The organism is Streptomyces xantholiticus (genome assembly GCF_014651015.1).
Taxonomy (GTDB): Bacteria; Actinomycetota; Actinomycetes; order Streptomycetales; family Streptomycetaceae; genus Streptomyces; species Streptomyces xantholiticus.
In genome coordinates this window covers 1-9,089 of record NZ_BMWB01000053.1, presented here as the reverse complement: position 1 = coordinate 9,089, position 9,089 = coordinate 1, and the positions used below count along the sequence as shown (strand labels likewise).

Below are 9,089 nucleotides of genomic sequence, written 5' to 3'. Positions count from 1 at the left end.
GTGGGCGGCCGGCCCGGCCGGGGCTCGTCAACAAGCCCGTCCAGCCGTTCGGCCAGGAACCGCCGCCCCCACTTGCGGACCGTGTCCGCGGCCACCCGCAGATCCCGGGCGACCGCGACGATCGGCGGCACCTCCGGCCCCGAGCACGCCAGCACAATCCGTGCGCGCAGCGCCAGCGCCTGCGCCGACGTCGCCCGACGCGTCCACCGCTCCAACACCGCCCGCTCCTCATCAGAGAGCAGCAACGGCTCCAGTTTCGGGCCCCGACGTGGAACTGACGCACCAGCAGCAGAAGTCACACAAAAACTAACGATCAACTACTGGCGCAGGACACTAGCCCTCCGGGCTGCTCTCCCCCACCCCGCCCCCACCGACCCGGGACTCCGCCCCGCTCCCCTGCGCCTCGCCCGGGCGATTGGGAGATGCCCAGCGAGTCGGGAACGTGCCCACTCCGTCGGGGCTCGCCCCGAACCCCCGCGCCTCGAACCGCGACAGGGCTGAAATGCCGTCCCCTCCGGGGGCACTCCCCCATGCCTGGCGCCGTGGGAGGGACCGGGCAATAGTGGTGCCAAGTCGTCGAGGGAGCTTGGGGATCCCGCGCAGTGCGGCGCGAGCCCGGCGGGGCCCGGCAGGCGCCGACACAGGGCCCGGGCGGGCCCGGATGCCGTCGGGTACCCCATGGAGAGCCCGTGCCAGGCCTGGGGCCAGAGCGGGGCCTGGGAGGCATCACGGAGGGCCGGCGGAGCCCAGGGGGCCACACGGAGCGGCGCAGGCCTGCGGCCGAGGGTCCGAGGCCGGTACGCCCACAGAGGGCCGGGGGCGCAGCCCGGATGACGGCAGAGCCCCGAACAACATCCGCAAGACGCACCGGGCGAGGAGCGAAACCTTGAACAACGCCCGTAGCGCGACGGGTCGGAGCAGAGACCCGAAACAACACCCGCAGGGCGGCCGGGGTCCGGGGGCGGAGCCCCCGGTTTCGGGAAGCGGCGGGCAGGGGCACGAGCCGGCCGCAGGGGCCCCCGCACCCGCCGCGGCCCGTGCGTCACCCCACCCGCACCCCGATCCCCCTCCGCGCCGCCGGGATCACCAGCGGTGTCCCCGACTCGGGATCGTCGATGATCTGGCTCTTCACGCCGAAGACCTGCTCCACAAGCTCCGCCGTGACCACCTCCCCCGGTGCCCCCTCCGCCACGACCCTGCCGTCGCGCAGCGCGACGAGGTGCGTGGCGTAGCGCGCGGCCTGGTTGAGGTCGTGAAGGACCGCGACGAGCGTCCGCCCCTGCGCCTCGTGCAGTTCGGCGCACAGGTCGAGCACCTCCAGCTGGTGCTGGATGTCCAGATACGTCGTCGGCTCGTCGAGCAGCAGCAGCGGTGTCTGCTGCGCGAGGGCCATCGCTATCCAGACCCGCTGACGCTGCCCGCCGGACAGTTCGTCGACGTAGCGGTCCGCCAGCTCGCCGACGCGCGTCGCGGCCATCGACTCCTCGACGATCCGCTCGTCCTCGGGCGACCACTGCCGCAGCAGCCCCTGGTGCGGGTAGCGCCCGCGCGCCACGAGGTCGGCGACCGTGATCCCGTCGGGGGCGATCGACGACTGTGGCAGCAGCCCCAGGGTCTTCGCCACCTTCTTCGCGGGCATCGAGTGGATGACGTGCCCGTCCAGCAGGACCTGGCCCCGCGTCGGCCTGAGCATCCGCGAGAGCGCCCGCAGCAGCGTCGACTTGCCGCACGCGTTGGGGCCGACGATCACGGTGAAGGAGTTGTCGGGTATCTCGAGCGACAGGTCCTCCGCGATGACCCGCTGGTCGTAGCCGAGGGTGACCGATTCCGCGGTGAGGCGCTGGCGCTGCATCGTCGTCGTACTCCTGGGGTCAATGGTCGGGGTGGCGGCACGGTGCGGCGTCATATCCGGCCCGCCCTGCGCTCGGTGACGAGCAGCCAGAGGAGGTATCCGCCGCCGAGCACCGCGGTGACGACGCCGACCGGCAGCATGCGGTCGCCGAAGGCGTTGGTGGCGATCCAGTCCGCGAAGAGGAGCAGAGCCGCGCCCATGACGGCGGCCGAGGCCAGGTTCGGCCCCGGGGAGCGGGTGAGCCGGCGCGCCAACTGCGGCGCGCTGAGGGCCACGAAGGCGATGGGGCCGGCCGCAGCCGTGGCTCCGGCGATGAACAGCACGCCGGAGCCCATGAGCACGACCCGGGTGCGTTCGACCGGGACGCCCAACGCGTACGCCGCGTCGTCGCCCATCTCCAGCATCCGCAGCGGCCGCCCGTGCGCGAACACCAGCGGCATGAGAACCGCGCACATCCCCGCCAGCGGCCACACCTGCGCCCAGTCGCGCCCGTCGAGCGACCCGGTCATCCAGAGCGTGGCCCGGGTGGCGTCCACGAGGTTGGCCTTGGTGATCAGGAAGTGGATGAGCGCGGTGAGGACGGCGGCGACGCCGATGCCGACGAGCACCAGCCGGAAGCCCTGCACTCCCCGCTTCCAGGCGAGTGTGTAGACGGCGATGCCGGTGACGAGTCCGCCCGCGACCGCGCCGCCCGCCACGGCGAGCGAACCGCCGCCGAAGAGCACGATCACGGTGAGCGCGCCGACGGTCGACCCCTGCGAGAAGCCGATCACATCGGGGCTGCCGAGCGGATTGCGGGCCAGGGACTGGAAGACGGCGCCGCTGAGTGCGAGGGACGCGCCGACGAGCAGCGCCACGAGCACCCGCGGCAGCCGCACGTCCTGGACGATGAACTCCTGTGCGGCCGTGCCGTTTCCGAGGAGTGTGCCGACGACGTCACCGAACGACATCGGGAAGTCGCCGCTGCCGATGAGGACGACCGCGACGGCCGCCGCGGCGGCGGCGAGCAGCAGTACTGCTCCGGCCGCCCGGGAGTCGATGCGCAGGGAGAGCCCGCCCGGCGTGCGCAGTGCTTTCACGGCCTTCACAGCTGAGCCAATCTCCTACGGCGTACGAGGTGGATGAAGGCCGGCCCGCCGATCAGCGCGGTGACGATGCCGACCTGCAGCTCGGAGGGGCGGGTGACGACCCGGCCGACGACATCGGCGCCGAGCAGCAGCACGGGCGACAGGACGGCCGCGTACGGCAGGATCCACCGCATGTCGGGGCCGGTGGCGGCACGGACGACGTGCGGGATCATCAGGCCGATGAAGACGATCGGCCCGCAGGCGGCGGTCGCCGCCCCGCACAGCAGGGTGATGGCGATCATCGAGAGGATGCGGGTACGGGTCAGGTGTGCGCCGAGCGAGCGCGCGGTGTCGTCGCCCATCTGCATCGCGTTCAGCGGCCTGGCCAGGAGCATGGAGAGCACCAGGCCGACGGCGACGAACGGCACGATCTTCCCGATGGTCTCCATGTCCGCGGAGGCGAGCGAGCCGACCGTCCAGAAGCGCAGCCGGTCGAGCGCGGCCGCGTCCAGCAGCTGGACGGCGTTGATGTAGCCGTACAGGACGGCGGTGGCGGCCGTGCCGGCGAGCGCGAGCCGTACCGGGGTGGCGCCGCGGCTGCCGCCGAGTACGTACACGGCGGCGGAGACCACGGCGGCGCCGAGGAACGCGAACCACACATAGCCGGTGAGCGAGGTGACGCCGAGGAAGCTGCCGGCGGACACGACGGCCGCCGAGGCGCCGGCGCTGACGCCCAACAGGCCCGGTTCGGCCAACGGGTTGCGGGTCAGCGCCTGCATCACCGCGCCGGCAACGCCGAGGGCCGCGCCGACGACGAACCCGAGCAGGGTCCGCGGCAGGCGGACGTCCCTGATGATCACGTCGTTGCCGGTGCCCGTGTTGTGGAACAGCCCGCCCCATACGTCGGCGAGAGGTACGGACTTGGCCCCCACGGCGATGCTCGCGACGCAGATCAGCAGCAGGACACCGCAGGACACCAACAGCCCCGCGGCACGCAGGGCGTACCGTTTCGGGGTCGCCGGTGCGGATATCGGCTCCGCGCTCCGTTTCGGGGGACTGTCGACCAACACGTGGTTAGGTTAGCCTACCCTCGCACAGTGATCCCTGAGGAGGCAGCCGCCGGCGGCCGTCCCCTACAGTCCCAGCCGCGCCAGCGCCTTCCCGGCATCGAGCGCGCAGGAACCGTCACCCGCGCTCGTCCACGCGGCTCCGCACAGCGCCCGCAGCCCGTCCAACGGCTCGCCCTCGCCGTCCAGCGCCAACTCCTCGCCCCGCGCCGATGCCGCCCATCCTCCGCACCGGAACACGCCGTCCGCCTCGGCCACTTCGGGCTGGCCGGTCAGCATGCCCCGCAGATCCGCGTCCACGTAGGTCGGCCGGTGCTGCGGCACCGCCGCGAGCAGCTGCGCCGCGTCGGTCACCCCGGTCAGGACGAGCAGCGAGTCGACTCCCCCGTTGAACGCCCCCTCGATGTCCGTGTCCAGCCGGTCGCCGACGACCAGCGGCCGCTTCGCCCCGGTGCGCAGGATCGTCTCCTTGTGCATCGGCGGCAGCGGCTTGCCCGCGATCTGCGGCTCGGCGCCGGTGGCGATGCGTACCACCTCGACGGCCGCCCCGTTGCCCGGCGCGATGCCACGCGCGCTCGGGATCGTCAGGTCGGTGTTGGACGCGAACCACGGCACACCGCGGGCGATCGCGTAACAGGCCTCCGCGAACCGGCCCCAGGGAAGCTCGGGCCCGCCGTATCCCTGCACGACCGCCGCCGGATCGTCGTCCGCCGACTCGACCGGCTCGAGGCCGCGCTCGCGCAGGGCGACCCTCAGCCCTTCGCCGCCGATGACCAGCACACGGGCCCCGCTCGGCACCTGTTCGGAGATCAGCCGGGCCACCGCCTGCGCGGAGTTGATCACATCACCGGCCTCGGTCGGGATGCCGAGCTCGGTCAGATGGGCGGCCACGACATCAGGCGTGCGCAGCGCGTTGTTCGTGACGTACGCCAGGTGCATGCCCTGCTCACGGGCCGTCGCCAGCGACTCGACGGCGTACGTGATCGCCTCACCGCCCGCGTACACCACCCCGTCGAGGTCGAGCAGGGCCGTGTCGTACGCCTCGCTCAGCGCCCGCACGCTGCCGCTCGGCCGGTTCGTGCCCTGCTGGCTCATCCGCTTCCGCTCCTCTGTAGCTGCTACTGCTTCTGCGGCTCCCTTGCTCCGGGTCGCTCCCGGTACGGAGTCCGCTCCCCCGATCATCGCGCATCGCTTCCACACGCTTACGATGCCCTGATGAACAACGAAGGTCCTGCGGCCGATGGCGGTCTGCATCTGATCCCGTTCCGTGGACTGCGCTATGTCCCCGAGCGGGTGGGCAGCCTCGCCGCCGTGACCTCGCCGCCGTACGACGTGGTCGTCAGGCCCGACGGCCTGCACCACCTGGAGTCGGCGGACCCGTACAACATCGTGCGGCTGATCCTCCCCCAGGCCCGCGCCGCCGAGGACCCCCACAGTCAGGCCGCGCAGACCCTGGAACGCTGGCTTGCGGACGGCGTCCTGGCAGCGGACGACGAGCCCGCCCTGTACGTGTACGAGCAGTGCAGGGGCGATGTTCTGCAGCGGGGCGTCATCGGGGCGCTGGCACTGTCCGAACCGGCCGCCGGCGTCGTTCTTCCGCACGAGGACGTCATGCCGGACATCGTCGCCGATCGCGCCGACCTGATGCGCACGACCGCCGCGAACCTGGAGCCGCTGCTCCTCACGTACCGCAGCGGCGGCGACGCCGTCGGCACGACGGCCGTCATCGAACGCACCGTCCCGCGCTCGCCGCTGCTGTCCACCACCACGGAGGACGGCTTCAGCCACCGCCTGTGGGGCCTCACCGATCCTGGCGAAGTGGCTGAGGTGCAGGGTGATCTGATACGGCATCAGGCGATGATCGCGGACGGCCACCACCGCTGGGCGACCTATCTGCGGCTGCGCGCGGAACACCCGACGCCCGGCCCCTGGAACTACGGTCTGGTGCTGCTGATCGACACCGCGCGCTATCCCCTGCAGGTGCGGGCGATCCACCGGCTGCTGCACCGTCTGCCGGTCACGAAGGCGCTCGCCGCCCTCGCCGGTTCCTTCCGCGTCCGCCCCCTCGAAGGGCCGCTGCCACAGGCCCTCGACGCCCTCGCCGGCGCGGCCGCCGAAGGCAACGCGTTCCTCCTCGCCGGAGACGGCCGCTTCCACCTCGCCGACCACCCTGACCCCGGGCTGCTCGACCGCACGGTGCCGGGCGGCCGCCCCGAGGCCTGGCGCACCCTGGACGCGACGGTGCTGCACGCGACGCTGCTGGAACACATCTGGAAGATCCCGGACGCTCCCGAGCACATCGCCTACATCCACGACGCCCAGGCGGCCGTCACCAAGGCGGAGCGGGTCGGCGGAACGGTGGTGCTGATGCACCCGGTGAAGGAGGACGTCGTGCGGGAACTGGCGCTCGCGGGCGTCACCATGCCGCGCAAGTCGACGTCGTTCGGCCCGAAGCCGGCGACGGGACTGGTGCTCAGGAGCCTCGCGCTGGACTGAGGGCACGGCCGGAAACGGTGAGGGCGGCACCCGTGGACCGGGCGCCGCCCCTACTCGTGTGCCGTCGGCGTTCGCCGACTACGGCTGGTCGCCCGGCCTGTCCGTGTCGGGCTCCGTGTCGGGCTCCGTCTCGGAGCCGGCGGCCGTGCCGTCGGTCTTCACGTCGTCGACATCGGTGCGGTCGCCGAGTACGTCGTGCTCGTCGAGGACGTCGACGAACTCGACGCCGTCCATCTCGGCAAGCCGGTCCGACGCGTCGGTGGCGCCGTCCTTGTCGGCCTCGAGCGCCTTCGCGAACCACTCACGGGCCTCGTTTTCCCGGCCCGCCGCGAGGAGCGCGTCGGCATACGCGTAGCGCAGGCGCGCGGTCCAGGGCTGCACGGAGCTGGAGGCGAGCTCGGGGCTCTGCAGCGTCACGATGGCGGCATCCAACTGCCCCATGTCCCTGCGGGCTCCGGCGGCGACGAGCCGCATCTCGACCTGGCCGGCCTTGTCCAGCTTCTGCACCTCCGGCTCACCGGCCATCCCGAGCGCCCGCTCGGGCCGGCCCAGCCCGCGCTCGCAGTCCGCCATGACCGGCCACAGTTCCACGGTGCCGGTCATCCGACGGGCCGCGCGGAACTCGGCCAGGGCCTCGGAGTACTTCTGCGTCGCGTACGCGGCGAAGCCGGCGGCCTCACGCACGGCAGCGACGCGGGAGGCGAGCCGCAGCGCGATCCGGGAGTAGGCGTACGCCTGCTCGGGGTCCTCATCGATCAGGTTCGCGACCATGACGAGGTTGCGGGCGACGTCCTCGGCGAGACCCTTCGGCAGGCTCTGCAGTTCCTGCCGTACGTCCTTGTCGATCTCGTCGCCGGTGACGTCGTCGGGGATCGGAAGCCGCTTGATGGGCTCGCGGTCGGGACGGTCACGGTCGTCGCGACGGCCGTGGCCGCCACGGTCTCCGCGGTCGTCACGGGAACCGCGGTAGCCGCCGCGGTCCCTGTCCCGGTCGCGGTCGTCGCGGCGGGGGCCGCGGAAGCCACCGCGGTCGTTGTCCCGCCGGCCGTAGCCGCTGCCACCGGAGCGGTCGTCACGACGGAAGCCACCGCCGGTACCACCGGGACGACCACCACGGTCATCACGGCGGTCATCACGACGGTCGTCGCGACGGAAGCCACCCGGACGCTCATCACGACGGTCGTCGCGACGGAAACCGCCCGGACGCTCATCACGACGGTCATCGCGCGGACCGCGGTACCCACCACGGTCGTTGTCTCCGCGACCGTATCCGCCCCGGTCACCGGAACGGTCGTCGCGACGGAAGCCACCCGGACGCTCATCACGACGATCGTCGCGCGGACCGCGGTACCCACCACGGTCGTCATCACGACGGAAACCACCCTGCCGGTCATCACGACGCGGGTAACCACTCTGACCCGACCGGTCATCACGACGGAAGCCACCACCGGTACCACCGGGACGACCACCACGGTCATCACGGCGGTCATCACCACGGTCATCACGGCGGTCATCACGACGATCGTCACGACGGTCATCGCGGCGGAAGCTGCCGGCTCGTTCGTCACGACGGTCATCGCGCGGACCGCGGTACCCACCACGGTCGTCATCACGACGGAAACCACCCTGCCGGTCATCACGACGCGGGTAACCACTCTGACCCGACCGGTCATCACGACGGAAGCCACCACCGGTACCACCCGGACGACCACCACGGTCATCACGGCGGTCATCACGACGATCGTCACGGCGGAAGCCACCCGGACGCTCATCACGACGCTCGTCGCGCGGACCGCGGTACCCACCACGGTCGTTGTCTCCGCGACCGTATCCGCCCCGGTCACCGGAACGGTCGTCGCGGCGGAAGCTGCCGGCTCGTTCGTCACGACGGTCGTCGCGACGGAAGCCACTGCCGCCGCCACCCGGGCGTCCGCCACGGTCGTCGTCACGACGCGGACCGCGGTCCCGGTCGCGGTCGTCGCGGCGGACGCCACCACCGGTACCACCGGGACGACCACCACGGTCATCACGGCGGTCATCACGACGGTCGTCGCGACGGAAGCCACCTCGGTCACCACGGTCGTTGTCACGACGGGGGCCACGGTCCCGGTCGTCGCGACCGCCGCGGAAGCCGCCCCTGTCACCACCGTCCCTGCGACGCGGCTCGCGTTCCGGACGATCGTCGGAAGAGTTGGGGGACATCGGTGTGACTCCTGTCTTCGGGTACTACAGTCATTCTCGCGCAGCCGCCCGGCGGCCGCGCTTCGTCATTCTCGGCAAAACAAAAAGGACCCTTGGTCCAGCGTGAACGCTGGACCAAGGGTCCTGAAAGATTGTTCGGCGGCGTCCTACTCTCCCACAGGGTCCCCCCTGCAGTACCATCGGCGCTGAAAGGCTTAGCTTCCGGGTTCGGAATGTAACCGGGCGTTTCCCTAACGCTATGACCACCGAAACCCTATCGGGTTCTAGCGAACAAGCACACTCTTCAATTGATAAGTGGAGCTGGTTCAACCGGTGCGACTGTTCGCAACCCGGGAACCACACAGTGGACGCGAGCAACTGAGGACAAGCCCTCGGCCTATTAGTACCGGTCAACTCCACCCCTCA

The 9,089-nt window shown here is 71.4% G+C and carries 7 protein-coding genes, 1 rRNA gene and 1 pseudogene; 1 reads left to right on the top strand and 8 read right to left on the bottom strand.

Annotated features, from left to right (window positions below; genetic code table 11):
* The 5 genes from IE198_RS34390 to IE198_RS34370 all read right to left on the bottom strand — a co-directional run.
* On the bottom strand, nt 1-245 hold a 245-nt coding region (locus IE198_RS34390; RefSeq protein WP_229834848.1), incomplete at its 3' end, for a helix-turn-helix domain-containing protein.
* Nucleotides 246-1,042: 797 nt separating this feature from the next.
* Entirely contained in the window at nt 1,043-1,852 is an 810-nt protein-coding gene (locus tag IE198_RS34385) for an ABC transporter ATP-binding protein (RefSeq protein WP_189893957.1), read from the bottom strand.
* 50 nt (nt 1,853-1,902) lie between these two features.
* Nucleotides 1,903-2,940, bottom strand: a complete 1,038-nt coding sequence (locus IE198_RS34380) for a FecCD family ABC transporter permease (RefSeq protein WP_189893955.1) — start codon at nt 2,938-2,940, stop codon at nt 1,903-1,905.
* A complete protein-coding gene (locus IE198_RS34375) occupies nt 2,937-3,989 on the bottom strand; it encodes a FecCD family ABC transporter permease (protein ID WP_373300060.1) in 1,053 nt (350 codons plus the stop codon). Before IE198_RS34375 ends, IE198_RS34380 begins: the two co-directional genes overlap by 4 nt.
* A gap of 63 nt (nt 3,990-4,052) precedes the next feature.
* The gene (locus IE198_RS34370; RefSeq protein ID WP_189893953.1) at nt 4,053-5,081 is read right to left on the bottom strand and encodes an HAD hydrolase-like protein; all 1,029 of its coding nucleotides are present in this window, start codon (nt 5,079-5,081) and stop codon (nt 4,053-4,055) included.
* 120 nt (nt 5,082-5,201) lie between these two features.
* On the opposite strand from IE198_RS34370, the gene IE198_RS34365 reads away from it, so the two are divergent.
* Nucleotides 5,202-6,482: a DUF1015 family protein gene (locus IE198_RS34365; RefSeq protein WP_189893951.1), complete on the top strand. Its 1,281-nt coding sequence runs from the start codon at nt 5,202-5,204 to the stop codon at nt 6,480-6,482.
* A gap of 78 nt (nt 6,483-6,560) precedes the next feature.
* On the opposite strand, the gene IE198_RS34820 is transcribed toward IE198_RS34365, so the two are convergent.
* The 3 genes and pseudogenes from IE198_RS34820 to rrf form a co-directional block, all read right to left on the bottom strand.
* On the bottom strand, nt 6,561-7,253 hold the full coding sequence (locus IE198_RS34820; RefSeq protein ID WP_229834850.1) for a tetratricopeptide repeat protein: 693 nt from the start codon (nt 7,251-7,253) through the stop codon (nt 6,561-6,563).
* Nucleotides 7,254-7,454: 201 nt separating this feature from the next.
* Nucleotides 7,455-8,219: pseudogene (locus IE198_RS37005) on the bottom strand (hypothetical protein); the annotation flags it as partial.
* A gap of 598 nt (nt 8,220-8,817) precedes the next feature.
* Nucleotides 8,818-8,934: ribosomal RNA gene (gene rrf / locus IE198_RS34355) — 5S ribosomal RNA — on the bottom strand.
* Between the last annotated feature and the right edge of the window lie 155 nt (nt 8,935-9,089).